General features: G+C 71.7%; 25 protein-coding genes and 1 riboswitch. Of the genes, 7 read left to right on the top strand and 18 right to left on the bottom strand.

Features of this window, described 5'->3' with window-relative positions:
* Positions 1–116 precede the first annotated feature (116 nt).
* Both M1L60_RS23810 and M1L60_RS23805 read right to left on the bottom strand, forming a co-directional pair.
* Positions 117–1,217, bottom strand: a complete 1,101-nt coding sequence (locus M1L60_RS23810; RefSeq protein ID WP_253239694.1) for a DNA glycosylase AlkZ-like family protein — start codon at positions 1,215–1,217, stop codon at positions 117–119.
* 17 nt (positions 1,218–1,234) lie between these two features.
* Positions 1,235–1,840, bottom strand: a complete 606-nt coding sequence (locus M1L60_RS23805) for a GNAT family N-acetyltransferase (RefSeq protein WP_253239693.1) — start codon at positions 1,838–1,840, stop codon at positions 1,235–1,237.
* A 211-nt stretch (positions 1,841–2,051) separates the two neighbouring features.
* On the opposite strand from M1L60_RS23805, the gene M1L60_RS23800 reads away from it, so the two are divergent.
* Positions 2,052–2,690 (top strand): TetR/AcrR family transcriptional regulator, encoded by a 639-nt coding sequence (locus M1L60_RS23800; RefSeq protein WP_253239692.1) that lies wholly within the window; start codon positions 2,052–2,054, stop codon positions 2,688–2,690.
* 79 nt (positions 2,691–2,769) lie between these two features.
* Here the strand turns inward: M1L60_RS23800 and M1L60_RS23795 are convergent, their stop codons facing one another.
* Complete coding sequence (locus M1L60_RS23795) at positions 2,770–4,008, bottom strand: saccharopine dehydrogenase family protein (protein ID WP_253239691.1); 1,239 nt, start codon at positions 4,006–4,008, stop codon at positions 2,770–2,772.
* Between the two features lie 141 nt (positions 4,009–4,149).
* Positions 4,150–4,296: riboswitch (cyclic di-AMP (ydaO/yuaA leader) on the top strand.
* Between the two features lie 2 nt (positions 4,297–4,298).
* Here M1L60_RS23795 and M1L60_RS23790 point away from each other — a divergent pair.
* Entirely contained in the window at positions 4,299–4,823 is a 525-nt protein-coding gene (locus M1L60_RS23790) for a LysM peptidoglycan-binding domain-containing protein (protein ID WP_253239690.1), read from the top strand.
* Here the strand turns inward: M1L60_RS23790 and M1L60_RS23785 are convergent.
* The 4 genes from M1L60_RS23785 to M1L60_RS23770 all read right to left on the bottom strand — a co-directional run bounded on the left by M1L60_RS23785 (position 4,813) and on the right by M1L60_RS23770 (position 9,065).
* Entirely contained in the window at positions 4,813–5,493 is a 681-nt protein-coding gene (locus tag M1L60_RS23785; RefSeq protein ID WP_253239689.1) for an FAD-binding oxidoreductase, read from the bottom strand. The genes M1L60_RS23790 and M1L60_RS23785 overlap by 11 nt on opposite strands.
* A gap of 139 nt (positions 5,494–5,632) precedes the next feature.
* Positions 5,633–6,826: an NAD(P)/FAD-dependent oxidoreductase gene (locus tag M1L60_RS23780; protein ID WP_253239688.1), complete on the bottom strand. Its 1,194-nt coding sequence runs from the start codon at positions 6,824–6,826 to the stop codon at positions 5,633–5,635.
* Positions 6,827–6,830: 4 nt separating this feature from the next.
* On the bottom strand, positions 6,831–7,835 hold the full coding sequence (locus tag M1L60_RS23775) for a zinc-dependent alcohol dehydrogenase (RefSeq protein ID WP_253239687.1): 1,005 nt from the start codon (positions 7,833–7,835) through the stop codon (positions 6,831–6,833).
* A 51-nt stretch (positions 7,836–7,886) separates the two neighbouring features.
* Positions 7,887–9,065: an MFS transporter gene (locus M1L60_RS23770; protein WP_253239686.1), complete on the bottom strand. Its 1,179-nt coding sequence runs from the start codon at positions 9,063–9,065 to the stop codon at positions 7,887–7,889.
* A gap of 210 nt (positions 9,066–9,275) precedes the next feature.
* Here M1L60_RS23770 and M1L60_RS23765 point away from each other — a divergent pair, with 210 nt between their 5' ends.
* Together M1L60_RS23765 and M1L60_RS23760 are read left to right on the top strand one after the other, a co-directional pair.
* Positions 9,276–9,731: an Hsp20/alpha crystallin family protein gene (locus M1L60_RS23765; protein ID WP_253239685.1), complete on the top strand. Its 456-nt coding sequence runs from the start codon at positions 9,276–9,278 to the stop codon at positions 9,729–9,731.
* A 73-nt stretch (positions 9,732–9,804) separates the two neighbouring features.
* On the top strand, positions 9,805–11,718 hold the full coding sequence (locus M1L60_RS23760; RefSeq protein ID WP_253239684.1) for a hypothetical protein: 1,914 nt from the start codon (positions 9,805–9,807) through the stop codon (positions 11,716–11,718).
* Here M1L60_RS23760 and M1L60_RS23755 read toward each other — a convergent pair.
* Complete coding sequence (locus M1L60_RS23755) at positions 11,708–12,370, bottom strand: TetR family transcriptional regulator (protein WP_253239683.1); 663 nt, start codon at positions 12,368–12,370, stop codon at positions 11,708–11,710. The two genes, M1L60_RS23760 and M1L60_RS23755, sit on opposite strands and share 11 nt — an antisense overlap.
* Positions 12,371–12,447: 77 nt before the next feature.
* Here M1L60_RS23755 and M1L60_RS23750 point away from each other — a divergent pair, with 77 nt between their 5' ends.
* The 3 genes from M1L60_RS23750 to M1L60_RS23740 are packed head-to-tail and all read left to right on the top strand — an operon-like array spanning position 12,448 to position 15,139.
* Positions 12,448–13,863 carry an MFS transporter gene (locus M1L60_RS23750; RefSeq protein WP_253239682.1) on the top strand — a complete coding sequence of 472 codons (1,416 nt, stop codon included), beginning with the start codon at positions 12,448–12,450 and terminating at the stop codon, positions 13,861–13,863.
* Positions 13,864–13,923: 60 nt separating this feature from the next.
* Positions 13,924–14,235: an Rdx family protein gene (locus M1L60_RS23745; RefSeq protein WP_253239681.1), complete on the top strand. Its 312-nt coding sequence runs from the start codon at positions 13,924–13,926 to the stop codon at positions 14,233–14,235.
* Positions 14,236–14,245: 10 nt separating this feature from the next.
* Complete coding sequence (locus tag M1L60_RS23740; protein ID WP_253239680.1) at positions 14,246–15,139, top strand: class I SAM-dependent DNA methyltransferase; 894 nt, start codon at positions 14,246–14,248, stop codon at positions 15,137–15,139.
* On the opposite strand, the gene M1L60_RS23735 is transcribed toward M1L60_RS23740, so the two are convergent.
* The 10 genes from M1L60_RS23735 to M1L60_RS23690 form a co-directional block, all read right to left on the bottom strand.
* On the bottom strand, positions 15,103–15,840 hold the full coding sequence (locus tag M1L60_RS23735) for a DinB family protein (RefSeq protein ID WP_253239679.1): 738 nt from the start codon (positions 15,838–15,840) through the stop codon (positions 15,103–15,105). The genes M1L60_RS23740 and M1L60_RS23735 overlap by 37 nt on opposite strands.
* Positions 15,841–15,856: 16 nt before the next feature.
* Entirely contained in the window at positions 15,857–16,675 is an 819-nt protein-coding gene (locus M1L60_RS23730) for an ABC transporter ATP-binding protein (RefSeq protein ID WP_253239678.1), read from the bottom strand.
* Complete coding sequence (locus tag M1L60_RS23725; protein ID WP_253239677.1) at positions 16,672–17,703, bottom strand: FecCD family ABC transporter permease; 1,032 nt, start codon at positions 17,701–17,703, stop codon at positions 16,672–16,674. Before M1L60_RS23725 ends, M1L60_RS23730 begins: the two co-directional genes overlap by 4 nt.
* Positions 17,700–18,725: a FecCD family ABC transporter permease gene (locus M1L60_RS23720; RefSeq protein ID WP_253239676.1), complete on the bottom strand. Its 1,026-nt coding sequence runs from the start codon at positions 18,723–18,725 to the stop codon at positions 17,700–17,702. Before M1L60_RS23720 ends, M1L60_RS23725 begins: the two co-directional genes overlap by 4 nt.
* Positions 18,726–18,731: 6 nt before the next feature.
* Entirely contained in the window at positions 18,732–19,742 is a 1,011-nt protein-coding gene (locus tag M1L60_RS23715; RefSeq protein ID WP_253239675.1) for an iron-siderophore ABC transporter substrate-binding protein, read from the bottom strand.
* Positions 19,743–19,817: 75 nt separating this feature from the next.
* A complete protein-coding gene (locus tag M1L60_RS23710) occupies positions 19,818–21,197 on the bottom strand; it encodes a M14 family zinc carboxypeptidase (RefSeq protein ID WP_253239674.1) in 1,380 nt (459 codons plus the stop codon).
* Positions 21,198–21,213: 16 nt separating this feature from the next.
* Entirely contained in the window at positions 21,214–23,364 is a 2,151-nt protein-coding gene (locus M1L60_RS23705; RefSeq protein WP_253239673.1) for an ABC transporter permease, read from the bottom strand.
* Between the two features lie 2 nt (positions 23,365–23,366).
* Positions 23,367–24,092, bottom strand: coding sequence for an ABC transporter ATP-binding protein (locus M1L60_RS23700; protein WP_253239704.1), 726 nt, complete (start codon positions 24,090–24,092; stop codon positions 23,367–23,369).
* Positions 24,093–24,210: 118 nt separating this feature from the next.
* Positions 24,211–24,855 carry a response regulator transcription factor gene (locus M1L60_RS23695; protein WP_253239672.1) on the bottom strand — a complete coding sequence of 215 codons (645 nt, stop codon included), beginning with the start codon at positions 24,853–24,855 and terminating at the stop codon, positions 24,211–24,213.
* Positions 24,843–26,069 (bottom strand): sensor histidine kinase, encoded by a 1,227-nt coding sequence (locus tag M1L60_RS23690; RefSeq protein WP_253239671.1) that lies wholly within the window; start codon positions 26,067–26,069, stop codon positions 24,843–24,845. Before M1L60_RS23690 ends, M1L60_RS23695 begins: the two co-directional genes overlap by 13 nt.
* Between the last annotated feature and the right edge of the window lie 6 nt (positions 26,070–26,075).

Genomic DNA, 26,075 nt, shown 5'->3' with positions numbered 1-26,075 from the left:
GTGCGGTGCGGTGCGGTGCGGTGCGGTGCAGTGCGGCGCGGCGCGGTGCGGCGCGGTGCGGTGCGGCGCGGGGCGGTGCGGCGCGGTGCGGGGCGGGGCGGGGCGGGGCGATGTGGTTACTCGAAGGTGACTGTGGCTTCGGGGGTTTCGCGGGCTCGGGCCACCTCGGCCGCTTCTGTCTGGATTTGTTTGCGGTGGGTGGCGGACAGGGAGCCGAACGCCGTGACGGTGAGGTCGAGCCGTTTGCGGCCGGCCAGCTTGGCTCGCCATACGCCGGCTATCTCGCCATCGAGCAAGAGGGCGCCGGGGTTGCCGAGGATTCGCCAGACCTCTTTCTGGCGGGCGCGGTCGGGCACCAGGATGTCGCGGTCGCGGGCCTGCAGCAGCGGGTCCATCGGTGGGACGAATCGGACCGTTGACGACGGGGCGGTGGCTGCCTTCAGGGTGGGGAGGGCGTCGGTGGGCAGCCAGGTTTTGCGGCCCTCGACCTTGACCTCGGTCAGGCGGTCGGTGGGCCAGACGGATTTCATCTCGGCCGTGGCGCTGCCCAGGTATTTGCCGACCTCGATCGGGGTGGCGGGGCCGAGGAAGCGCAGGTAGGTGAGGATCAGCTCGGCGATCCCGTTGTTTTCGGACGGGCGCGGGGGCGCGTCGGGGATCGGGCCGAGCATGGCGTCGCGGCCGCGGGACTGGATCTCGATGCCGCCGGGCAGGCCGGAATGCTGCCAGACGTTGCCGGCGATGTGGCGGGCCTCGCAGCTGCGGCACTCGTAGGTCAACGCGCGCGGCACCAGCTTGCTGACCTGGGTGCTCACCTCGCCGCGGGGCATCGGCTCTTTGACGACCTGGCGGAACGCCTCGGCGGTGACCCGGAACGCCTCAAGGCCGAGCCTCATGCCCTCGGGGATCTGGCCGCTCTTGATGCGGGCCGAGGCGTCGGCGTCGCTGATCGGCCACAGCTGCTCGACCAGGGCCGGCAGGTCGGCCCGGCGGTGCTGGTGGGGCGCGCCGCGGGCGGCCCAGACGGTGATCAGGCGGTCGTCGGCCGGGTCGGCACTGGTGCGGGCGGCCAGCGCGACCTGGGCCGAGCCGGGCGTGTATTCCTGCACGCCGAGATCGAGAATCGGCAGGTCGGCCGGGCGGGCGGAACTGCGCTCGGCCAGGCCCAGCGCGGCCACCCGGTAGGCCATGGCTTGTGCACGGTCGACGGTGACCACGGCACCCCCTCGAGGTTCTAGGTGCGACGACCGTACCGCCGGGCTGCGACATTTTTCTGCCGATCGCGGCGGCTGTCGGCCTGCCCTTCGACCAGTTCCCACGTGTCCAGGCGGCTCGAACCGTGCGGGCCTTCCTGCAGGATCGGCGCCTCGCCGGTGAGCCGGTAGCCGCAGCGCCGGGCCACGGCGGTGCTGCTCACGTTGCGGGGGTCGATCCGCAGCAGCAGCCGGCCCAGATGGAGACTGCTCTGGGCGTACGCCGAAAGAAGTGACAATGCACCCGACGCGAGGCCTCGCCGGCGCTCGCGGGCGTCGACCAGGTAGCCCAGCTCGGCCTCTTTGAGACCGAGGTCGACGCCGAAGAGCAGCACCTCGCCGACCGGGCGGCCGGCGGCGACGATCGCGAGCTGGATCCGCTGACCGCTGACCCGATTCTGATAGCAGCGTTTCAGATAGGCGACACCGGCCTCGTGGTCGAACGGCGACGGCATCGGCGACCAACGGGCGATCTCGGGCTCGTCAAGCATGCGGACCAGGTCTTCCAGGTCTTCGGACCGCCATTCGCGCAGAGTGATGCCGTCCCCCGTCAGTGTGAGCGGGAAAGGGAGACGGCTTCCGGCCATGATTGAATCCTGCCTGTAAGGACCAATTCCGGCCAGTAGCGCAGGATATGAAGCCGATGAGTGATTGGTCATGCCCGGAACGTCGGATACCCGCTACCGTGTGCGACGGATTCGCGGGATGATGCCCGGATCTTGGCTCTGACCACGAGATCTCTGACCAATGTGGAGGGTTGTCGAGTGGGATGATCCGACTGGTCGTAACGTAGGTGCCGTGGAGGAACCAACCACGGCGGCGACCCGGCGGGGTGAGACCTATGCCGGGCAGTCACGCGAGCAACGGGCCAGCGAGAGGCGGGCCCGGATCCTGGCGTCGGCCGTGCACCTCTTCGGCACCCGCGACTACGAGGACGTCACCGTGGCCGAGGTGTGCACGGGTGCCAAAGTGTCCAAAAGGTACTTCTACGAACACTTCGCCGATCGGGCCGACCTGCTGCTGAAGGTCAACCGCGAACAGAACGAGTGGCTGCTGCGCGGGGTCGCCGCGGCCATCCCGGACCGGCCGGCGAGCCTGGCCGAAGTGTTCCGCCCGGCCCTGCACACCCTGGTCAGCATGCTGCGAGCCCACCCCGAGAGCGCCCGCGTGATCTATGTGAACGCGCCCCGCATGGAGACCCGGCGCCGCGGGGTGCTGCGCGAGGACGCGCAGTTCGTCGCGGCCGTGCTGAAGCGGGCGGTGGGCACCCCGAAAGATCAGATCGGGTACGACCGCACCCTGCTGGCCCTGGTGGCCGGGCTCAGCGAGGTGATCATCGAATGGATCTCGCACGACATGGCCGGCGACCCCGACGACCTCGCCGAGCACCTGACCGGCATCGCCCTGGCCCTCACCACGACCGCCGCCGGTCTGTAGCACGACGATCCGAGGCCCGCGCGGACCAAGGCGCGAGCGAACCAAAAGCGGAGCGGGCCAGAAGCGCGAGCGGGCGAAGTCAGAGCTTGCGCGCGGTGATCTCCATACCGGCCGTGCGCAGCCGGTCGATCAGCGCGTCACCCAGGGCCGTGGCCGGCGTCAGCACCCCGCCCTCCGACGGCGGCAGCGCCTCCCGGTCATGGACCAGCACCAGCGCCGACTCGCCCAGCATGACGGCCGTGGCGCCGTACCCCGGATCGCCCTTGGCCCGGAACCGGGCCGTGTAGTGCGCCCCGGACGTCGTCGTGGTGAAGAAGTCGAGGGTGAAGTGCCCGTCGCGCTGTGCCTGCGGGCTGGGTCCACTGCCCGGCTTGGGCAGCACGCGGTCGAGCACGAACCGGGTCGGCGGCAGCATCAGCCCCGCCACCAGCGCCCCGAAGCCCAGCTTGACCCCGTTGGCGATGACCGGCGACAACGGCGAAGTGCCGACGCTCATCGTCTCGCGATAGCGGAACCGCCGGCCGTACCGATGGTTGTGCAGGGCGTTGCTGCGGCGCACGACCCGCGTGTTGTAGGACGCCATGAAGAACGGCGCCAGCGTGCCCCGCAACGACGGATGAACGTCGGCGCCGCTGACCGTGGCCATGTCGCCCTGCCGCCCCAGATCGGGTTCGGTTCCGCGGTCGGGGCTCAACGAGTACGGGCTGGCCGCGATGCGCCGCAGGCCGCGATCGGCCTTCACCACGTCGAGCTGGTGGCGCAGTGTGTCGAGGGTGCCGCCGCTCACCCCGCCGCGCAGGCTGGTCACGACCATGGTGGTGTCGGTGAGCTCGCCCGCGCCGTCGGCCGCCACCTGCCCGGCCAGCACGTGCACGCCGAGGTCGGACGGGATCGAGTCGAAGCCGCACGAGTGCACGATGCGGGCGCCGGTGGCCCGGGCCCGCTCGTGGTTGGCGTCGATGCTCTGCCGGGCGAAGACGACCTCGCCGGTCAGGTCGACGTAGTCGGTGCCGGCCTCGGCGCAGGCCCGGGTCAGCGCCGCGCCGTACTTGAGATAGGGCCCGACCGTGCTGATCACGACCTGGGCCGACCCGGCCAGGCGGGCCAGCGCGACGGTGTCGGCGGCGTCGGCCACGAGGACCGGCCAGTCGACACCGAGCTGGTCGCGCACGGCCGCGACCTTGGGTTCGGAGCGGCCGGCGAGGGCGATCCGGGTACCGGCCGGGGCGTGCTCGGCCAGGTAGCGGGCGGTCAAGGCGCCGACGAACCCGGAGGCCCCGTAGACGACGATGTCGTGATCCCGTACGCGATCGCTCATGATGGTGGATTCTCCATCAGCGCTCCGGAAACCGCTCGGCCGGTTTAGTCTCGAACCGTTTGCAACCGTACCCATCTGGCCGGGTGACCTGCACTGATGTGCCGCCGGCCCCACGGGCGGAACGCCGAGTCCTGCCGCCGCCCGTCGGACTCACCACTCACGGCATGGAGCGGGGGACCCACGTTCCTCGGCGCGTACGCGCGCCTCGGGGTGAAGCCGCCTTTTCGCGCGGCCGGGCACCTCAGCCCGAACCCGACAGCTGACCTCGTAGGCGTGGAGGGTCTTCTGTCATGCCACAAATCCACACCTTCGTTGCCCTGGTGACCGGCGCCGTGCTGGCGGCGCCCGCGACCGCGGCCCGGGCCGACGTCAACTGGGACGCCGTCGCCCACTGCGAATCGCGCGGCAATTGGAGCATCAACACCGGCAACGGCTACTACGGCGGCCTGCAGTTCAGCCGCAGCACCTGGCGGGCGTACGGCGGATCCCGGTTCGCCGCGACCGCCGACCAGGCCACCCGGGCCGAACAGATCCAGATCGCCGAGCGGGTGCTCGACGGGCAGGGCATCGGCGCCTGGCCGACCTGCGGGCGCAAGGGCCGTTCGAGCACGCCGGCACCACCGCCACCCGCCACGGTCACCGCGCAGACGGCCGATTCCGCCGGGCGCTCGTATGTCGTACGGGCTGGTGACACCCTCGGGTCGATCGCCGACCGGACCGACGTCGCCGGGGGCTGGCGGACGCTGTACCGCCTGAACAGCGGCGTGTTGTCGAGCCCGCACCGGATCTATCCGGGCCAGCGGCTCAGATTTTGAGAGCCACGTCGTCGTAGCGGATCCGGGTGGGCGGCACTCGGCAGGACTCCAGCCGATGGACGATGGCGGCCACCGCCGCGGGCGGGCCGCTGACGTAGAAGTCGTGGTCGGGCCACGGTCCGTGGGCGGCCACCAGGTCGGCCAGCCCGGCCCGGGCCCGGGTGATGGTCAGCCACGGATGGCGCTCGGCCAGCAGGTCGAGCGCCCGGCGATCGTAGAAGCTGGGGTCGTCGGGCTCGCCCCGGAAGAGGTGGATCCAGCGGGTCCGGTTGAAGCGCGACAACTCCTCGATCAGCGCCTTGGCCGGAGCCAGCCCGGTTCCGGCCGGGACGAAGACCAGGTCCCGTCGGGAGTACGGGTCGAGAGTGAGCGACCCGCGCGGTGCGCCCAGCCGCAGCGTGTCGCCGGGCTTGAGCCGATGGACCAGCGCCGCCGACACCCCGTCGGCCCGGTCCGGGGCGCGGACGTGGAACTCGAGCACCCGGTCGAGCCGAGGCGCGTTGGCCATCGAGTACGCGGCCGACCGCCACGGCAGGTACGGGCACTCGATCGGCACGTGCTGGCCGGCCCGGAACGGCAGCGGCCGCAGCGTCCGGCAGCGGAACACCGCGATGTCAGGGCTGCGGCGATCGTGCTGCACCACTTCGGCCGGCCACCAGTCGGTCGACACCGCTCGCCCCCCGCAGTCGGTCCGTGGGATTTCCCGGCCAGCGTCGACGACTGACCCCGGACCCGACGGACAGCGTGTGCGATCACGCCTCCGACCTGCGCGAAGTGGCCAAAGATCACGCACAGACCGGCCAAGAGGATCAGCCGAGCACGGACCCTAGCTCCACTGCCGGGTCGGTCAGGCGCTTGCGGTCGATCACCGCCCGCGAGCGGATGAGGTCGCCGATCCGGTCGGCCACGTCCCAGATGTTGACGTTCATGCCGGCCACCACCCGGCCGTCGACCAGCCAGAACGCGATGAATTCGCGGGCACCGACATCCCCGCGGACCAGCACCTCGGCGTCGAGCGGGGCCGAGCCGGTGTATTCCATGCCGAGGTCGTACTGGTCGGTGAAGAAGTACGGCAAGCGGTCGTACGCCACCTCGCGCCCCAGCATCGCCCGGGCCGCGGCCTGACCGGTGTGGATGGCGACGTCCCAGTGCTCGACCCGCACCCGGTGGCCGAGGAAGGCGTGCTCGATGTTGGCGATGTCGCCCGCGGCGAAGATGTCGGGGTCGCTGCTGGCCAGGCTCGACGAGACGAGCACGCCGTTGTCGACGGTCAGGCCGGCCTCGGTGGCCAGCCCGACGTTCGGGGTCACGCCGATGCCCGCGACTACCACGTCGGCCGGCAGCCGGGTGCCGTCGGCCAGCACGACCTCGGTCGCGGTGACCTCGGTGACGTGGGTGCCCAGCCGCAACTCGGTGCCGTGGGCCCGGTGCAGGTCGGCGAAGACCGAGGCCATCTCGTCGCCCAGCACCTTTTGCAGGGGCAGGGCGGTCGCGCCGACCACGGTCACCTGGGCGCCGCGGCTGCGCATGGCCGCGGCCACCTCTAGGCCGATCCAGCCGGCGCCGACGACCACGAGGCGGGTGGCCGGGGTGACGGCCTCGGAGATCCGGTGCGAATCGGCCAGCGTCCGCAGCAGCAGCGCCCGCTCACCGCCGGGCACGGGGAGCGGACGCGGGCTCGACCCGGTCGCGAGCAGCAGGCGCTCGTACGCGATCTCGTCGCCGCCGGCCAGCCGCACGACCCGGGCCGACCGGTCGACGGCGGTCACGGTGGCGCCCAGCCGCAGGTCGACGTGGTGCTCGTCGTACCAGGCGAGCGAGTGCACGAACGGGCTGTCGGGCTCGTCGGTGCCCAGCAACAGGCCCTTGGAGAGCGGCGGACGCTCGTACGGCCGGTCGGTCTCGGCCCCGATCAGCGTGACCGGGCCCTGGTAGCCCTCGTCGCGCAGGGCCTCCACCGCTTTGGCGGCCGCCAGCCCGCCGCCCACCACCACGTAGCTCATAGCCTCACCCTCGAGGGTCGATGTGAATTTTCGGTGCCGATCCGCGGCGCCGACCGGCCAGGACCTCGGCCGCCTGGTCGAGCCCGACCGTCTCGGCGACCAGCGGCCTCGGGTCGACCGCCCCGGACGCGTACGCCTCGATGGTCGCACCGAGGCCGCCCGAGGCGCTGAGAACGCCGGTCAGGGTGACGTCCTTGAGCACCGCCTGTCGAGTGTCCACCAGGGACGGTTCGGGCGCGAGCCCGATGAACACGACCCGCCCGCCGGGCTCGACGCGGTCGAGCGCGAACGCCGGCAGCGACACGGCATTGGTCGCGTCGATGATCGCGTCGTAGGGCACGTGCGACAGATCGTCGCGGGTCCAGGCATGGTCGAAGCCGAGTGAGCGGGCGAAGGCAAGCGACTCGGCGGTCGCGCCCAGCAGGTGCACCTCGGCCCCGCCGGCCCGGGCGAACATGGCGGCCAGCAGGCCGATCGTGCCCGGCCCCAGCACCAGCACCTTCTTGCCCGGCTCGGGCCGGGCCGCCTGGACCGCGCGCAACGCGTTGCCGCCCGGCTCGACCAGCGCCCCCAGCGTGGCGTCGACCACGTCGGGCAGGGCGAACAGGGCCCGCGCGGGCACCGGCAGCTGTTCGGCCAGCGCACCGGGCCAGCCGTGCCGGATGCCGATCTCGTAGCGGTCGGCGCACAGGTGCTGCCGCCCGTTGGTGCAGCGCGCGCACTTGCCACAGCCCAGCATGGTGTCGCCGGTGACCCGCCGGCCCAGCCAGGACAGGTCGACCCCGGCCCCGAGGGCCGAGACCGTGCCGCTCCACTCGTGGCCGATGCGCACCGGGTACGCCGCGTCGCCACTGGCCAGATAGGCCATCTCGCCGCTGAAGAACTCCATGTCGGTGCCGCACACGCCGGCCCGTTCCACATCCACGACCACCTCGCCGTCCCCGGCCACCGGCGGTTCGACGTCGACGACCTCGGACCGCCCGGGCCCGGTGATCAGGAATGCGCGCATGCCCACAGTCTGCCGCGCCGGCCCGGCCCGCGACCGTGATGCCGCTGACACTCAGCCCCCGGCCGTCACCGGTTGGCGGCGGCGGGCGGTGGCGAACCGCGGCTCGGCCAGCACGACCAGGAAGGCCAGGGCGGACAGGGCGGCCCCGGCCAGCGCGGGCGCCCGTGGGCCCGAGGTGGTCAGCAGCGCGCTGCCCAGCAGGGCGCCCGCGGTGATGCCGACGTTGAAGGCCGTGGACGTGCCGGCCGAGGCCATGTCGGTCGTGCCCGGCGCGACCTCGAGAACCCGGGTGCCCAGCACCGAGGCCGCGCCCGAGAGGGCGAAGCCGGCCAGGGCGGTCGCGGCGACCGCGGCCCACCGGTTGGCGCCGAAGGTGAACAGGGCGGCCAGCGCCAGCGTCTGCACGACGGTCGCGGCCAGCCAGCTCGGCCAGCCCCACCGGGTCACCACGAGACCCGCGACCACCACGCCGAGCAGGCCGGCGACGCCGCGCAGGAGCAGGACCGGCCCCAGCGCCGAGGGGTCGAAGCCGCTCACCCGGGTCAGGAAGGGGTCGATGTAGGTGAAGGCGACGAAGGCCCCGGCCACGGTGACGGCGCTGGCCACGACCAGCATGCGGTAGCGACCGGCGTCGGGGAACAGCCCGTGGTCGGCGTCGCCGGTGCCGCGCGGGGTCTCGGGGAGCAGCGTCAGCACGACCACCAGGACGATCACCCCCAGCCCGCCCAGGGCCAGGAACGGCAGGCGCCACCCGGCCTGTTGGCCCAGCCACGTGCCCAGCGGCACCCCGACCAGCGGCGCGGTCGAACTGCCCGCGTACACCATGGAGAGAGCGCGGCCGCGTAGGTGGCGCGGGAACAGACCGGCCGCGGCCGGAGTGACCACGGCCCAGAAGACGGACTGGCTGACAGCGACGGCGACCCGCGTCGCCAGCAACGACGGATAGTTGGCGGCCAGGGCCGACAGCGCGGTGGCGACCGCGAAGACGGCCAGCAGCACGGCCAGCAGGCGGCGGCGGGGCCAGGCCGCGGTGAGCCGGGTCAGCGGGACCGTGACGACCACGACGACCAGCGCGTACGCCGTCACCAGCAGACCGATCGAGGACTCGCTGACCCCCAGGTCGGCCGCCATCGCGGCGAGCAGACCGATCGGCAGCGTCTCGACCGTGACGTAGAGGAAGGCGCCGAGCGACAACGCCGCCAGAGCGACCCAGGCCCGCGTACGACTCATGCCCCGACGCTACCGATCGGGTCCGACAAAATTTCGCCGGAAGGACTTGGCACTCTCGCCGTCGAGTGCTAAAAAATTACTTGTCGCTGCTGCTCACCGCGGTGATGAGATACCGCGAGACGAGCCGCACGACCTCGGCGCATTGATCTGAGCCGAGCGCCACGTGCCCCGCCGGAAAGGCCGGCGGGCCGTCTGCAGGAGGTGGATCCCGTGGTGCTGACTTTCGATCCGTTCCGTGAGTTCGACCGGCTGGCGGGCCAGATGCTCGGCGCGTCCAGCGGCGGCGGTGTCGCCCCGATCGCGATGCCGATCGACCTCTACCGCTCCGGCGACCACTTCGTGCTGCACTGCGACCTCGCGGGCATCGACCCCGGCTCGGTCGACGTGGGCGTCGACGGGCGCGTGCTGACGATCCGGGCCGAGCGGTCGCCGCGCACCGACGCCGAAGTGCAGTGGCTGCGCCGTGAACGGGCCACCGGCTCCTTCGAGCGGCGGCTGACCCTGGGCGACGGCCTCGACCTCGACCGCATCACCGCGACCTGGCAGGACGGTGTGCTCACGCTGACCATCCCGGTCGCCGAGGCGGCCAAGCCGCGGCGCATCGCCATCACTACGGCCGACGCCGGCGGCGACCGCGTGCTCGAGGGCGAGACCGCGAACAAGTAACAGGTCAAAGGGTGGCGGGCGTCGATCCGTTCGGCCGATCGAAGCCCGCCACCCACCCCCGTACGATCCCCGAGTGCCTCATCGGATCACGCGAGCAGCGTTGTCGGCCGCCCTCGTCGCGGGATCGACCGCGTTCGCCCTGAGCGTTCCCGGCCCGGCCTCGGCCGTCGACCTCAAGGTCGACCTGCCGATCTCCTCGTTCGGCGACATCCTGGTCGACGGCGCGAACGGGCTGATCTACATCACCGACCCGGCCGCCGGGAAGGTGTACAAGACCGACTACGCGGGCGCGGTCAAGAGCACCACCGCCGACCTGCCCGGCGTGAGCGGCCTGCTGCTGGCCAAGGACGGCGACGTCTTCGCGGCGGTGCCCGGCGCCCATTCGATCGTCGCGTTCAACGAGGTCGGCCAGAAGATCGCGACCTACGGCCCGAACCCCGCGGCGCGGCCGTTCACCCTGGCCGAGGCCCGGGGCGCGCTGTGGTTCGGCGAGGCCGACGGCGGGATCGGCAAGCTCCCCCGGGGCGGCGACGAGGAACCCGAGCTGACTCCGGATGTCATCACTACGACGTTCGACGAGGCTCCCTTGCTGGCCGCCGGCGGCAGCTCGCTCGTCGCGGCCGCCGGCACGGACGTCAGCGTCTTCGACGTCTCGACCGCGACGCCCTCCACCGGCGCGTCCCAGAGCCTCGGCCGTACGCGGGACCTGGTCGCCAACGCCGACGGCAGCCGTCTGCTCGTGACCGGCCCGGCCGGCCTGGCCCGCGCGGTGAAGCCGGCCGACCTGAGCACGATCCAGAACTACACCGCCGGGGCCGACGGCACCGCCGTGGCCGTCCGGACCGACGGCACCGTGGCCGTCGGCATCGGCAGCACGGCGACCAAGGCCGTCTCGGTCTTCGCGCCCGGCTCGGCCACACCCACCCGGCAGTTCTCCCTGCCGGGCGGCGGCACACTGCAGCCCGGTGGCCTGGCCTGGCAGCCCGGCGGCCCGCGCCTGTTCGGCGTGTCCCGCAGCGGCAGCACCTACACGCTGCAGATCCTCGGCGACCCGGCCGTCCTGACCACCTCGGTCCAGCTGACCGTGCCGGCCAAGGTGGACCTCGGCCAGACGGCCACGATCACCGGCGTCTTCGGAACACCGGTTCCGGCCGGTCTGCCCGTGGTGATCACCCGCAAGGATTCGACCGGCAGCCGCCGGGTCGGGCCGACGACCGTACCCGCGAACGGTAGTTTCTCGATCAGTGACAAGCCGGTCCGCAGCGGAACGGTCACCTACACGGTCGCCCTCGCCGGCAACGCCGACTACAAGCCGACCAGCGCCACGAAGTCGTTCCAGGTCGGCACGACCAAGGCGACGACGCTCACCCTCGACCGCAACGGCAGCACGTTCGCCGCCGGGTCGACAGTGACCTTCACCGCCAAGCTCGGCCCGACCTCGTCGAACCGCACGGTCGAGATCTGGGCCGACCCGTACGGCACCGACCAGCCGAACCGCCTGGTGCGCAAGGCCACCGCGAACAGCAAGGGCGTGGTGACCGCGGCGTTCAAGCTGACCCGCACCACGACGATGTCGGCGATCTTCCGCGGCGACAACTTCACCTCGGCCCGCACCGTCCGGTCGACGGTCGCCACCAAGGTCAGCGTCTCGGTCGCACTCGACCGGCACTACGGCACCGGCAACATCGGCTCGGTGTCGTACCACTTCCTGCGGTCGACAGTGGATCCCCGGTTCATCACGAGCATGTCGCCCTACCCGGGCCGGTCGGCACTGCTCGAGATCCAGTATCACGACGGCAAGCAGTGGAGACCGTGGATCGCGACCTACTCCCGGCTGTACGGCAACAAGGCCTACAACGACCTGACCGGCACCCACACGGTCGGGCTCAAATATCGCGTACGGGCGTCGTACGTCTACGCCAAGTCGGGCGACACGGTGAACACCAGCACGTACGGCGGCTACAAGTACTTCACCTTCACGAAGTAGGCGGCACCGACGCCTCGACCCCGTTGATCAGCAGGTCGATGCCGAACGTGTAGTAACGCTCGACATCGGGCTCGCCGGCGTAGGTGGCCCCGAACTGCACCATCATCGGGAAGGTGTCGGCGGGCAGGCACTCGAGTTCGACCCGCCGCTGCCGCCGCCACTCACGCCCCTCGGCCGCCGGCATCGCGTCCGGCACCTCGGGCTGCGCGTCGACCAGGCCGATGGCGCCGTGCAGCAGATAGCTGCCGATCCAGTAGCCCTCCCGAACGTCGAAGCCGGCCTGGGCGAGCAGGGCCAGCGTGTCCTCGGTGGCCCGGGTGAAGCTGCTGACCTCGTCCTTGTCGACCGAATGGAGCAGGGCCGGCAGCACCGGGTGACGCCGGAAGACGTCGACGAGCACCTCGACCATGGCCCGCAGCTGTTTCTGCCATGGGTCAGCGGCGCTGCGGTCGGCCCGGACGTCGGTCAGCGCGTGGTCGAGGATGCCGCGCAGCAACTCGTCCTTGTTCTTGAAATGCCAGTACAGCGCCATCGGGGTGACGCCGAGGGCCTGGGCCAGCCGACGGATCGTCACCGCGTCGAGGCCCTCGGTATCGCCCAGACGCAGGGCCGCCTCGGCCACCGTCGCCCTGCTCAGTCTCTCTGCCGCCACTTGACAACCATACAACGTACAGGTCTCATGTACGACGTACATCTACAACGTACAGGTACGTCGTACAGGGGGACTCGATGGAGAAGAATCGCAGGTGGTGGGCGCTGGTCGCGGTGGCGCTCGGGACCTTCATGACCTACCTCGACAACAACGTCGTCAACGTGGCTCTGCCCTCCATCCAGCGCGACCTCGGGCTGAGCATCGAGGGCCTGGAGTGGATCGCCAGCTCGTACATCCTGGTCTTCGCGGGCCTGCTGCTGGCCGGCGGCCGCATCGCCGACGTGCTGGGCATGCGGGTCGCGTTCTTCTCCGGCCTGGCCGTCTTCACCGTGGCCTCGGTGGTCGCCGGCCTGGCCCAGAACCAGGAGATGCTGATCGGCGCCCGGGCCGTCCAGGGCATCGGCGCCGCCCTGCTCACCCCGGCCTCGCTGGCCCTGCTGCCGGCGCTGTTCCCCGACCCGCGCGAGCGCAGCACGGCGATCGGCATCTGGGGCGGGGTGGGCGCGCTGGCCCTGGCCATCGGCCCGCTGACCGGCGGCTGGCTCAGCGAGCACGTCTCGTGGGGCTGGATCTTCCTGATCAACGCGCCGATCGGCGTGGCCACGGCCGTGCTCGCGGCCGTCAGCATCCCGGCCGGGCGGCGGGGCACGGCCAAGGGGCTCGACCTGCCCGGCCTGGCCGCGTCCTCGATCGCCCTCTTCGCCCTGACGTTCTCGCTGATCGAGGGCGAGTCGCGGGGCTGGACGTCGGGCGGCATCCTGGCCGGTTTCGCCCTGGCCGCGGCGGGCGCGATCGCCTTCGTGATCATCGAGGCCCGCTCGGCCAACCCGATGATGGATCTCGGCTTCTTCCGCATGCGGGTGTTCAGCGGCGGGCTGCTCGCGATGGGCCTGTGGGCGTTCGGCGTGTTCGGCATCTACTTCTACACGGCCATCTACATGCAGAACGTGCTCGGCTTCTCACCCACCGAGGCGGGCGCCGCGTTCGTGCCGATGGCGCTGGTCATGGCCGTGATGGCCACGCTCGCACCGCGGCTCGAGGCGCGGTTCGGGGCGGCCCGCACGGTGGCCGCGGCCCTCGCGCTCATGGCGGTGTCGGTGGCCGGCATCTCGTCGTACGGGGAAGGAACCACGTATCTCGACCTGCTGCCCTGGTTCGTGGTCTACGGCGTCGGTGGTGGCCTGCTCGTGCCGTTGAACAACGTCGTGGTGGGCGCGCTGCCGCTGAGCCGGGCCGGGATCGCCTCGGGCATGCTCAACGTCTCGCGCGAGGTGTTCGGCCTGCTCGGCATCACGATCCTGGGCGCCATTCTGACCAACCGCTCGAACGCGGCCACCGGCAGCGAACTGCACCGCTACCTCGCGGGCTACCAGTTCTCGCTCGTGGTGGCGGCGGCCCTGGTCGCGGTGGGCATTCCGATCGCGCTGTGGTCGCTGCGCTCGGTGCGCCCGGCCGAGACCGCCCCCGATGAGAAGGTGCTGGAACCGGCCTGATTCGCCAGGACGCCTGTTCCGGATCAACCACGACGTCGCCCCGGGAGATAATCGGGAACTGTGACGAGGACACCCCGGCTCGAGATCGAATACTGCACGCAGTGCCGCTGGTTGCTGCGGGCCGCGTGGACGGCACAAGAGCTGCTCACCACGTTCCAGAAAGAGCTGGGTGAGGTGGCCCTGGTGCCCGGGACCGGCGGGGTGTTCGACATCCGGCTCGACGACGAGCTGATCTGGTCGCGCAAAGAGAGCGGCCACCCGGAACTGACCGAGTTGAAGCGGCTGGTGCGCGACCGGATCGCGCCCGGCCGCTCGCTCGGGCACAGCGACCGTGCCGGTAATGCAGTGGCGGCGGCCGACGAGCAGCCCTAGCGTCGGCGGCGTGATCTACCAGCATCCGCTGCACTATCTGCTCGGGGTTCAGGGGCTGTCGCTGTTGCGCGCGTACGGGGGCGAGCACGATCGCGCCTTCGCCGAGCAGCGGGTGGCCGAGATCCGCCGGCTGCTCGACGACCCGGGGCTCGGTGACGGGGTGGAGGCTCAAGCTGTCGACACTGTCTCCGGCTATCGCGTGTGGGCCGAGACGTACGACCAACCGGGAAACGGCCTTTTCGCGTACGAGGAACCGTTCGTCCACGAGATCGTCGATCGGCTCGAACCGGGGGTCGCGGTGGACGCCGCCTGCGGCACCGGGCGGCACACCGAGTATCTGGCGGCGCGGGGCTTTCGATTGACCGGAGTGGACAGTTCGCCCGACATGTTGGCGCGGGCCCGCGTACGCGTGCCGCAGGCCGAATTCCGTGACGGCGACCTGGATGCCTTGCCGCTGCCCGATGAGCACGCCGACCTGGTGATCTGTGCCCTCGCCCTGGCTCATCTGCCCGACCTGAAGCCCGCCTTCGCCGAACTGGCCCGGGTGCTCAAGCCGGGCGGCCACCTGATCGTCACCGACATCCACCACGAGCGGGTGCTGCTGGGCTCGATGCCGCACGTCCGCACGCACGACGACGAACCCCGGCTGATCTTCTCGTACCAGCATCGGGCGAGCGATTATCTGGCCGCGGCCCTGCCCGTCGGCCTGGAGGTGCGGGGCTGCGCCGAGCCGATCGACGGCGGCACCGCCGGCCGCCGGTTCCCGATCGAGGAGTGGGACACCTGGCCCTGGAGTCTGGTCGGCCAGGCGCCCGAGGCCTACCACTCGGCGTCGGCGTCCTCACCGGTGGCGATCCTGTGGCACTTTCAGCGCTCGAGCACGGAAAGGTCGCGCTCGGCATAGAGCCGGTGCTGCCATTCCTCGTTGAGGACGGTCAACAGGCATTCCCGTACGGGGAAAGACCGCGGCGGCGGCCAGCCGGCCCCCTCGACCGGCTTCGTTTCGGCGGCCAGCGACTCAGCGGTGAGCCCGTCGAGCACCCGGCGCACGGTCGCCATCCGGTCGAGCCGCACCGCGAGCGCCTCGTCGAGGCTGGGCCGCACCGACCGGTCCCGGGGCACACCGGGCGTGTCCTCCATGCCGTCCCAGGGCAGGCTGAGCGGATGCCACGGCGACGGATCGCCCAGAATCGCCCGCGACACCCATGACTCGGTGGCGAAGGCCAGGTGCCGCAGCGTCTCGATGAACGACCACTCGCTGTCCACCGAGACGTGCAGCTGGTCGGCCGGCAGTTGGCGGGCCCGCTCGACCGTCCCGGCCCACAACCGCTCGATGATGTCCCACGCCTCGCGGAACCCGGCCGGGTCGACCGGGCGCATCTTGACCCGCTGTGGGTCGCGCCGGTCGAGCTCGGCCTCGATCAACGGCACCACATCGACACCGTTGATCACCAGGTTCTCGATCGCGCCGTCGATGTTCACATTGCCGAGATAGACACCGCGCATGACGCACTCGTAGAAGTCCGTTTCCCGGAACACCGAGCGCCGCAGGTCGACGTCGGTGAACCGGGATCCGCTCAGATCGGCGCGCTCGAAGTCAGGCATGTCCGCAGGTTAGAGCCTATTCCGGACGATCGCCTTCCCCTACCCGGTGCCGGCCGATCGGGACGATCATCGGAGTGTTCGAGATCGGGTCGTTGACGAGGCGGCAGCGCATGCCGAACACGTCCGCGATGACCTGCTCGCTGAGCACGTCGTTGGGGCTGCCCGCGGTCACCACCGCGCCGTCCTTCATCACGACCAGGTGGTCGGCGTAGCGGAAGGCCAGGTTGAGCTCGTGCAGCACGATGACCACGGTGGTGCCCTCGGCCTCGTTGAGGTCGGTCACCAGGTCGAGCACCTCGACCTGGTGGCTGATGTCGAGGTAGGTGGTCGGCTCGTCGAGCAGCAGGATGCCGGTGCGCTGGGCCAGCGCCATCGCGATCCACACCCGCTGCCGCTGCCCGCCCGAGAGCTCGTCCACCGGCCGGGCCGCCAGCGGCAGGGTCCCGGTCGCGGTCAGGGCCTGGGTCACCGCGTCGTCGTCGTCGCTGCTCCACCGCCGGAACCAGCCCTGGTGCACGTGCCGGCCCCGGCTGACCAGGTCGGTCACCGTGATGCCGTCGGGGGCGATCGGGCCCTGGGGCAGGATGCCGAGCTGCAGCGCGACCTCGCGGCTGGGGGTGGCGTGGATCGACTTGCCGTCCAGCAGCACCTCGCCCGAAGCGGCCGGCAGCAGCCGGGCCAGGCCCCGCAGGAACGTCGACTTCCCGCACGCGTTGGGTCCGACGATGATGGTCACCTTGCCCGTCGGCAGGTGCATGTTCATGTCGCGGACGATGGTTCGTTCGCCGTATCCCAGCGACAGCCGGTCGGCCTTCAGATCCAGGGGCACGGTCATCCTCCTCGGCCGGAGCGGTTGGCGGTGGCCAGCAGCCACAGCAGGTAGGGGGCCCCGATGACGCCGGTGACGACGCCGACGGGGAACTGGCGGGGGCCCAGCAGGTGCGACCCGATGAAGTCGGAGACGAGCACCAGCAGCGCGCCGACCAGGGCGGCCTGGATCAGCACGGGTCGTCCCCCGCCGACCAGGCGGGCCGCGATGGGCCCGGACATGAAGGCCACGAACGCGATCGGCCCGGCGGCCGAGGTCGCCATGCCGGCCAGGCAGACGGCCACGATCAGCAACGCGAAACGGCTCCACTGCACCCGGACGCCAAAGGCCGTGGCCAGGTCGTCGCCGAGTTGCATGCCGGTGAGCACCCGCCCGAGGGTCAGCGCCACCGGGACCAGGATCACCACGGCCACGGCCAGCGGGACGATCTGCTCCCAGGTGCGCCCGTTGACGCTGCCGGTCAGCCAGATCATCGCCTCGGCCGCCACCTTGACGTCGGACCGGGTCAAAATGTACGAGGTGATGCTGGTCAGCACCGTGCCGATGCCGATGCCGACCAGGATGAAGCGGTACCCGCCCACCCCCTTGCGCCAGGAAAGCGCATAGATGACCAGCGCGCTGATCAACGCCCCGGCCAGGCCGGCCGCGGCCACGATGCCGCCCTCGACCCCGAACACCAGCAGGGTGACCACGGCCGCGGTGGTCGCGCCCTGGCTCACGCCGATCACGTCGGGGCTGGCCAGCGGGTTGCGCAGCAGCTGCTGGAAGATCGCGCCGGCCAGTCCGAAGGCCAGCCCGGCCAGCGCCGAGACGGAGGCCCGGGGCAGGCGCAGGTCGTGCATGATGTAGTCGACGCCGGCCGGCGTGGGTTGCCCCAGCAGCGAACGCACCACGTCGGGCAGCGAGATCTGGAAGTCGCCGTACGACAGCGTGAGCGTGAACATCGCGATCACCCCGACCGACAGCGCGACGGCGACGAAGCGGGCCCGGGCGCTCTCGCGGCGGCGGGTCGCCGCGACCACTCCGCCCTTCACAGCTCGGCCAGCTTCTCGCGACGGGCCATGGCCACGAAGATGGGCGCGCCGATGATCGCGGTGACGATGCCGACCTGCACCTCACCGGGACGGGCCACGACCCGGCCGATCACGTCCGCGATCAGCAGCAGCAACGGCGCCAGCAGCATCGAGTAGGGCAGCAGCCAGCGGTGGTCGGGCCCGGTGATGGCCCGCGCGATGTGCGGAATGACCAGGCCGATGAAGACCAGCGGACCGGCCATCGAGGTGGCCGTGCCGCACAGCAGCACCACCGCGCCGGCCGCGATGAGCCGGGCCACCAGCACGTTCTGCCCGAACGAGGTGGCCACGTCGTCGCCCAGGGCCAGGGCGTTGAGGGCCCGGGCCGAACAGAAGGCGAGCAACGCGCCGGCGACCAGGAACGGGATGCTCTGGACGGCGATGTCGGTGCCCCGCCCGGCCAGCGAGCCGACCTGCCAGAACCGGAACTGGTCGTAGGCGTCGACGTCGGTGATCAGCACGGCGGTGGTGAACGAGGTCAGGGCGGCCGTGACCGCGGCGCCGGCCAGCGCGAGCTTGACCGGGGTGGCGCCGCCCCGCCCGATCGAGCCGACCGTGTAGACGAGCACCGAGGTGATCGCGGCGCCGAGGAAGCCGAACCAGACGTACCCGGTCAGGTTCGTGATGCCGAAGAAGCTGATCGCGATGACGATGAACAGCCCGGCCCCGGCGTTGACGCCGAGGATGCCGGGGTCGGCCAGCGGGTTGCGGGTGACGCCCTGGATCACGGCGCCGGCCAGGCCGAACGCGGCCCCCGCGAGCAGCCCGACGATCGTGCGGGGCAGCCGCGACTCGGTCACGATCAGGTCGAGGGTGGAGTTCGGGTCCGGGTTCACGAGGGCGTGAAGCACCGTGCCGAAGGGCACGTCGCGGGCTCCGACGGCGAGGCTCAGCAGTGCGGCGCCCGCGAGGGCCGCCACGATCACCACCAGTCCGGTGGAGAGCTTGGCGGCCCTGCGGTGCCGGGTGTCCGTGTCCGGCACCGATGGTCAGCCGGCGGCGGTGGCCAGCAGCGGGGTGACCTTGTCCACGGCGTAGGACAGGCCGGCGACGGACGAGCTCGAGAACGCGTTCGAGATGTCCTTGTTGTCCATGTAGGCCACGTGACCGGCCTTGACCGACGGCACGGCCTGGAAGAGCTTGTCCCCCTTGACCTGGTCGAGCGTGGCCTGGATGAGGAACACCACGGTCACGTCGGCGTCGGCCAGGTCGAGCTGCTCGCTGGAGAGCGGGATGTAGAACGAGTCCTTCTTCAGGGCCTCGATCGCCGGCGCGTTCTTGAAGCCGAGCTTGGTCAGGAAGTCGACCCGGCCGTCGCCGGTGACGTAGGCGCCCCAGCCGTCGCCGGTGCGCGCGACCGCCGCGACGGTCTTGTCCTTGAAGCCCGGGTTGGCCGCCGCGGCGGCGGTGAACTTCGCCTCGAGGTCGCTCTTGAGCTTGTCGGCCTCGGTCTTCTTGCCGAGCGCGGTGCCGATCATGTCGAGCTGCTGCTCCCACGAGGTCAGGTACATCTCGCCGCCCTTGGGCGGGTCGATCACCGGGACGCCGAGCTTGGCCAGCTGGTCGTGGCGGGCCTTGTCACCGCTCGACCGGGTGTCCAGGATCAGGTCGGGCTTGAGCGCCGCCACCTTCTCCATGTCGAGCTCGAGCGTGCCCAGGATCTCGGGCGCGGTCGTGTACTTGCCCGTGTTCCAGGGGCCCTGCCCGTCGCCGCCGAAGGCCAGCCAGTCGGCCGCCCCGACCGGCTGCACGCCGAGCGAGAGGGCGACGTCGGCGTCGCTCCACCCGAGAGCGACCACACGCTCCGGCTGCTTGCTGATCGTCACGTCACCGAACGCGGTGGTCACCGTGGCCGGGAACTGGGACGCGCCCGAGGCGGCGGTCCCGGGGGCCGCGTTGTCGTCCTCGGTGCCGCTCGTCGAGCACCCCGAGAGGGCGACAGCAGCGCCGAGGACGGCTACCGGGAGCAGCCGGCGAGCGCGGGAAAATGGCAGGCGCATGAAGGCTCCATCAAGATTAATAGGTGAGCCTAACCTAACGATCACCACCATATCCGCAAGTCAGAGCTGTTCAGGTCACATTTCCATACGTCCTGCCAGATGGGCCGCGGCCGCTATGGTGGCCGCGTACTGCACCGCGACAAGTCGACGGATCTCGATCGGTTCGAGCTCGGCCACGCGGGCGTCCTCGGCCAGCCACTCGGCGTACCGGCGCTCCACCTCGGCCAGCGCGTCGCGAATCGTTCCGCGGACGTTGCCCACCGCGGCCTCCCCGCGCAGCGCCCGCCGCAGGATGCCGCCGTAACGCAGCCGGTACTCGTGCACGTTGAGGGCCAGCGAGGTGGCTTCGGCCACCGTGGCCGGCCGGTCCGAGGCCGCCTCCTTGCTGCGGGCCAGCCGGGCCGGGCCGGCGCCCTCGAGCATCGCGGCGTAGAAGCGCGCGGCCCGCCAGAACGGGGAGGTGGGGGCCAGCAGGTGGCTTTCGACCCGGGCCAGCGTACGGGTGAGCAACTCGGCCAGATCGGTGAGCGCGACCGCATTGGCCGCCAGCGCCTCGGCATACCCGATCCCGGCCGGCGTGGTGTCCCCGGCGCGCGCGTCGAGCCAGTACGGCAGCTCGCTGACCAGCATGAACGAGCCCCACTGGTGGGCGTACCAGGTGGTGCTGCCGCCCTCGAAGATCCACGGTTCGTTGCGGGCCATCGTGCGCTCGTAGACGGTGGCCAGCGGCGCCGCCTCGTAGATGGCGTCGTCGAGCAGCACCAGGTCGGGCGCCTCGGGCTCGCCGCGGTCGAGCGGAATGCCCAGGTGCTCGGGCACCCGCTGCAACACCGGGTGCAACGCGGGCTCGGCCCGGCTGAGCCAGTAGTACGCGCCCCCGAGCTCACTGTTGTGCAGCGAGGCGATCAACGCCGGCCGGTGCGCGTCGATCAGCCGCATCAGCGCCTGCGTCTCGGGGATCGGCTCGTCGAAGTACGCCTCCCCGTGGTTGACCGGGAACGTCCACTCGACCTGGTCGCGCCCGGCCGGACGGTAGAAGTGCTCGGCGTAGTGGGCCCGGGTGAACGGCCCGCCCAGCCAGCCCTCGTTGAGCCGCAGCCCGTCCGGGTCGGCGCAGTCCACGATCCGCCACGTGTGCCCCAGCCGTTCCCGCAACGCCGGGTCCTCACACAGCCGTTCGGCCAGGTGCAGCGCGGTCAGACCGCCGATCGGCTCGTTCGGGTGGGGCAGGCCGAAGGCCAGCGCCTCGGGCGCGTCCTCTTTTTCCGACGAGATCGTCAGGCACCACAGCGGGTTGCCCTGGCGAGAGCTGCCGCAGCGGCGCAACGACGCGACGCCGGGGTGACGGTCCGCGATCCGCCGGAGCCCGGCGTGCAGGTCGTCGACCCCGGCGAAGGCCTGGTAGGCCGGCACGGTCTCGATCTCGGCGAGGAGCCAGGCGGGAAGGTTGTCCACCCGGCCATCCTGCCTGCTATTCCTTGGTGCCCGCTGCACGGACCGGCGGGACTCTGAGCAGGCGGCCCACCGGCAGGATCGTCGTGACCAGGGCCAGCACGGTCGTGCCGCCCAGCACGATCACCCAGCCCAGCGGCGGGATGTAGGGCAGGAACGTGCCGGTCAGCGCGTGCACCACGGCGACCAGGGTGGCTCCGGCGATCGCCGCGCCCAGCGTGAGCGCCGACCCCAGCAGGCCCACCTGCTCGGCGCTGACCATCCGCCGCACCTGGCGCCGGGTGACCCCGGCCAGCCGCAGCACGGCCAGCTCCCGGCCGCGGGCCAGCGCGGCCATGACCATCGTGTTGCCGGCGGCCAGGGCCGCGTAGCCGACCATCACGCCGATCAGCAGCTTGTTGAGCCAGGCGCTGATCGCGAGGGCGCGGCTGAGCTGACCGGAGAGCTGGTCGGCCGTGGTGACCGCGCCGAACGCGGCCAGTTGCTGGTCGGCCCGGCCGTCCGTGCGGACGAGCACCTCGTCGTACGAACCGCTCTTCTGCGGTAGCAGGACGTCGCCGAAGCCGAGGCCACGGTCGTAGATCGCGACCACCCGCGGCCGGACCGGAGTGCCGTCGCCCAGCCACATCTCGGGCGTGTCGCCGACTTCCCAGCTGGAGGACGCTGCCTGCAGAGCCGACACCGCGATCGTGCCGTCGGTCAGGCCGGCCAGGTCGCCCTCGCGGACCTTCAGATCCATCGTGGACGTCAGCTGGGCCGGGTCGACCGCGCGGGCCACGGCCGGTTCGGCGCCGTCGAAGATGCGGACCACGACCGACGTGTGCCGGACGCCCGTGGCCGCCTCGACCCCGGGGACCTGTCGCAACTTGGCCACCGTGGCCGGGGTCAGCCCCTCCGGCGCGGTGATCACGCGGTCGGCCAGCATGCCGTCGCGGCTCTGGGCCACCGTCTGGCGCTGCAGGTTGTCCTGCAGGAACCAGACCGAGCCGCCGAACCCGACCGACAGCACGAGCGCGCTCAGCACGGCCGACATGCCGCGGGCGTTGGCCCGCAGGTTGGCCGCCGCCAGCTCGCCCGAGACACCCCAGACCGTACGCAGCACCGGCGCCAGCACCCGGGCCGCGAACCCGTTGACCCAGGGCGCCAGCAGCGAGATCGCCAGCACGAACAGGTAGAGCATGCCGACCGCGGCCGCCAGCGCCGCTGTGCCCGACAGCCCGGCCGCGAAAAACAGCGACACCGTGGCGCCGGCCAGCGTGATCAGTCCGAGGGCGAGCCGGACGCGGCCACCGCGGGCCGGTTCGACAGCGACCTCGCCCAGCGCCTCGGCCGGGCGGATCTTGGCGATGCGGCGGGCCGCGATCCGGGCCGACAGCACCGCGACCAGCAGCGTCATGGCGATGGCGAAGACGATGCCCAGGGCCGGGTTGGCGATCGGGAAGTCGGCCGGCAGGAATCCGCGGTCGACCAGCTGGTCGTGCACCCGGGAGGTCGCCCAGAGGCCGGCCGGCACGCCGAGCGCCGCCGAAGCCAGCCCGACCACTGCCGCCTCGGCCACGACCAGCCGCCGGACCTGGGCCGGGGTGGCCGCGACGGCCCGCAGCAGGGCCAGGTCGCGGCGGCGGTGCCGGACGGACAGGCCGACCGTGCCGGCCACCACGAAGACGATCAGCAGCACCACGTAGCCGCCGAAGGCCGAGCCCGCCTCGACCAGCAGCGACCGGGCCTCGATCGAGGTGGACCACTCGGCCCATCCGCGTTCGTCCCCGGCGTACGCCTCGACCCCGGCCCCCTCGGCCAGCTGCTCGATCGCGGCGTAGCTGCTCTCCGGCGCCTTGATGGCGATGACGCCGTCCACCGCCTGGACGTCGGTGACGCCGGGAACCTTCCGGATCTGATCGGCCAGCTCGGCCGGCACAGTGCCCTCGGGCAGCGGCACCTGCGTGGTGGTCGTGTCGCCGTCGAACTCTTTGGTGGACACCGTGATGTGCCGGTGGGCGACCACCACGTCGGCCGCCGCGAACTGCTTCGGCTCGGGCTTGAATTGCAGGCCGGACTGCACGAACACGGCCAGGGACATCAGGATCATCACGCCGCCGGCCAGGGCCACCAGGGTGGCGATCGAGGTGCCGGGGCGCTGGCGCAGCAGGCGCATCGCGAGCTTGAACATGATCAGGCCTTCCACCGCGTCGCGAGGACCTCGGCGATCTTCTCGGCGCCGAGCTGGGGCAGGTCGCGCACGATCCGGCCGTCGGCCAGCACGAGCACGCGATCGGCGTAGGAGGCGGCCACCGGGTCGTGGGTCACCATCACCACGGTCTGGCCGAACTCGTCGACCATCGAGCGCAGCAGGGCCAGCACCTCGGCCGCGGTGCCGGTGTCGAGGGCGCCGGTCGGCTCGTCGGCGAAGACCACGTCGGGCCGCACGGCGAGCGCGCGGGCGATGGCCACCCGCTGCTGCTGGCCGCCCGAGAGCTGGGCCGGCCGGTGGGTCAGCCGGTTGGTCAGGCCGACCCGCTCGATGACGCCGCCCAGCCAGTGCCAGTCGGGCCGCTCGCCGGCCAGCTTGGACGGCAGCAGAATGTTCTCCTCGACGGTGAGCGCGCCGATGAGGTTGAAGGACTGGAACACGAAGCCGATGCGGTCGCGCCGCAGCTCGGTCAGCTTCGTCTCGGACAGCTTCGACAGTTCCGTGTCGCCGACCCAGACCCGGCCCGAGGTGGGCCGGTCGAGCCCGGCGGCGGTCTGCAACAGGGTGCTCTTGCCGGAGCCGGACGGGCCCATCACCGCGGTGAACGTGCCGCGGGCGAACGCCGCGTCCACCCCGGCCAGGGCCGCGACCGGCTGGCCGTCGGTGGCGTACGTCCGGGTGAGCCCTTCCACCCGGACCGCGAGCATGTCGTTCATCTCAGCGCCTCTCGTGTCGTTGATTGACACCAGAAACGCTATTTTCGGCAGCGGCGAAGATCGATGAAGCCAGCAGGCCTCTTCCGGGTACAGCCTGCTGTACCTGAGGCTATTTCCGCAGGTAGCGCAGCACGGCGGTGACCCGGCGGTCGGCTCGGTCGTCCGGAGCCAGGTCGAGTTTGGCGAAGATGCTGCGGATGTGTTTGTGCACGGCCCCCTCGGTCACCACCAGCTTCTCGGCGATCGCGGTGTTGCCCAGCCCTTCGGCCATCAGCGCCAGCACGTCCCGCTCGCGCGGGCTCAGCCGGCCCAGCGCGTCGTCGGGCCGGCTGCGGGCCAGCAGCAGCCCCACCACCTCGGGGTCGACGGCCGTGCCGCCGTCGGCCACCCGGTGCAGCGCCTCGAGGAACTCCTCGACCCGGCCCACCCTCTCCTTGAGCAGATAGCCCAGGCCCGCCGCGCCGCCGGCCAGCAGGTCGGTGGCAAAGGCCTGTTCCACGTACGCCGAGAGCACGAGCACGGCCAGGCCGGGCAACCGCCGCCGCGCCTCGACCGCCGCCACGATCCCCTCATCCGTGTGCGTGGGCGGCATCCGCACGTCGACGATCGCCACGTCCGGCTTGTGCGCCTCCACGGCGGCCAGGAACGGAGCCGGGGCGTCGGCCGTCGCCACCACGTCGAGACCCTCGGCCCGCAGCAGCAGGGCCAGGCCCTCGCGCAGCAACGGGTCGTCCTCGGCGATCACGATCCGCACGGCAGCTCCACTCGCAAGGTTGTCGGCCCGCCGGGCGGGCTGGTCCGGGTCAGGGTGCCGTCGTACGCCTCGACCCGCCGCCGGATGCCGGTGATCCCGGACCCGCCGTGCTCGTCGGCGCCGCCCCGGCCGTTGTCCTCGATGCTGATCCGCAACTGCTGGTCCTCGATGCGCACGTTGACGGTGGCCGCGGTGGCCCCGCTGTGTTTGGTGATGTTCGTGAGCGCCTCGGCCACCACGAAATAGGCCGTCGCTTCGACCGAGGCGGCGCAGCGGCGGGGCAGGTCGACTTCGAGGCGGCACGGCACGCCGCAGTCGGCGGCCAGACCGGCCAGCGCGCCGTCGAGGCCACGGCCGTCGAGCACCGGCGGCAGGATGCCGCGGACGACCGTACGCAATTCGGCCAGGGCTTGTTCGGCCGCGTCCTGGGCCCGTTCCAGAGCGTCGCCGGCCAGGGCGGGGTCCCGGGCGACCGCCCGCCGGGCCGCGCCGAGCAGCACGGTCACGGCGACCAGGCGGTTCTGGGCGCCGTCGTGCAGCGAACGCTCGATCCGGCGCAACTCGGCCGCGTGCGCGTCGAGGGCAGCGGCCCGCGTCGCGGTGAGCTCGACGATGCGCAGCGAGAGGTCGGTGCCGGGCGGCGGGGCGAGCAGCCGGCGGCCGGGCCAGGCCTGGGCTCGAGCCAGCCACGGGGCGGCCGCGACGCCGACGACGACCCAGACCAGGCCGTAGAGACCGACCAGCAGCGCGTCGAGCTGGGAATGGACCGACCAGAAGACCAGCCCCGGGGCCGATTCGGGCGATACCTGCCGCCAGTACAACGGGAAGGCCACGTCCTGCACCGCTGACAGCGGGACAGTCAGGCCGAAAAGGCTGATCAGCAAACCGAGTGTCGCGTGCTCGGCGAGCCAGGCCACCTCGCGCCACAGGGCCCGATCGGTCCAGGCGTGCAGGCCGGGCTTCAGCGGCGCGGGCCCGATGACCTCGGGACCCCAGCGGGACAGGCGGGCCCGTTCCCGGTTGGCGACGGCGCGGACGCCCTGGGCGACCGACGGCGCGAACACCAGACCGATTCCCGACAACGAGGTCAGGGCCGCGATGATCAGCCAGCCCAGCAGGGGCAGGGCGAGAGCCGCCGTGCCGAGCCCGCCGAGCAGCCGTTTCGCGGCGTCGACGGTGACGCGCGTGCGGCGCCGGAGCCCGTCGAGGGTCATAGCCCG

Source organism: Paractinoplanes aksuensis (genome assembly GCF_024137025.1).
Lineage (GTDB): Bacteria > Actinomycetota > Actinomycetes > Mycobacteriales > Micromonosporaceae > Actinoplanes > Actinoplanes aksuensis.
Note: the sequence above shows the minus strand (reverse complement) of the source record. Positions and strands in the feature narration are given on the sequence as shown.